This is a genomic window from Pseudomonas sp. HMWF006 (assembly GCF_003061205.1).
In the GTDB taxonomy this organism is placed as follows: domain Bacteria; phylum Pseudomonadota; class Gammaproteobacteria; order Pseudomonadales; family Pseudomonadaceae; genus Aquipseudomonas; species Aquipseudomonas monsensis.
This window is the reverse complement of the sequence record NZ_QAIU01000626.1, coordinates 13,572-14,929: the sequence shown is the minus strand read 5'-3', so window position 1 is coordinate 14,929 and position 1,358 is coordinate 13,572. Positions and strand designations below refer to the sequence as shown.

At 61.0% G+C, this 1,358-nt stretch carries 1 pseudogene; it reads left to right on the top strand.

The window, feature by feature from the left end:
- Positions 1–1,358: pseudogene (locus DBR24_RS34295) on the top strand (hypothetical protein); the annotation flags it as partial.

Here is a 1,358-nt window from a genome sequence, read left to right as displayed (position 1 = left end):
CGTTTCTGGCCTTGGCCCAGCGCCGGCAGGTGACCGCACACAGTCGCCTGACGCTGAGCTACGAAACCATCGAAGGCGATATTTTTGCTCATCAGGGCGCCGCGATTCAGGCGGCCCAGCAACTGAACGCCGAAGCCATGCTCGATGAGTTGAAACAACTGCCGTCTCTGGCCTCGTTGCTGGAGAAGATTCTCGATGGCCGGCTCAGCCCGCACTTCCCCAACATTGAGCAGACGCTGTCACGCGTCAGCTTCTATAGCACTGTGCAGGCCGACGGCAGCGCCCCGGACAAGACCGGTAAACACTGGCACGACTCAATGAGTCTGAGTGAAGCGGTGCTGAGGCTGTATCACCGAGACTGGCCGGCGAACCGGTTGCACGAGTTCTCCAATCCGGGCCATGACCCTGCCAGCGGTGACCAGGCCACCTGGGAAGCCGCCCTCAAGGAAGTGGCGGGCAAACTGGTGATGTGGCTGTTTCGCGAAATGGAACGCTATTGGGATGGACCCTCCGCCGACGGTTCGCCGCGCCGCGTCTTTTTCGCCAAGGCCCTGACGGAACAGGCTCGGGCCGACCTGATGATCAAACGCGAAAGCGAAATCCTCACTGCCAGCCAGTTTGCCACCCTGCACCAGATGATCAGCCCGGCGAGCCTGCCGGGCGGCCGTCCGATCCTGGAAAACGTGCGTTTGTGGGAGTACGAACCCAATTACGTCGAACTGGCGGGCTCGCTGATGATCAGCCATGCCAACGCCTTTCTTTACACCCCGAGCATGGGCTTGCAGGTGCTCCAGGACTACAACGATCTGAAGGACACCGTGCACAGCAAGTTTCTCGCGCCCGGCCATGAAGACGAACTGTTCGGTCTGCTGAGCCTGGAAGAGCGCAAACGCTTCATTGGCTTCGGCAACCCGTATGTCAGCGGAGAAAGTCTCGCCGGCGAGACCTTCGCCGTGCTGTTCGAGGCGATCATTACCAAGCAACGCAAGAACATCGAATTCGCCTTACAGGTGTTCAGCCTCAGCGATGGCACCGTCGATATCCATGCACTGTTCGACAAGGCGCTGGATATTCGCTCGATGATCCATGAACGCTTGCTGGAACTGAACACCGGCGAACGCTGGTCCACCCGCCCGGCACTGCCCGGGGTTCAACAGGCGTCCGAGGTGCTGGCGGAAAAAACCCGCGAGCGGGTACGCACCCTTGCCAACCGCGAAGCCTTGCTCGCCGGCGCGTTCCGGGTTCAGCCCAGTGCCGTTGTGACCGAGCAGCGCCGGTACCTTGAAAATCTGCAACCACTGCTCGCCGACGGCTGGGTGGAAGGGATCACGGGGGAGGCGCAGTTGCGGGTGCTGAGT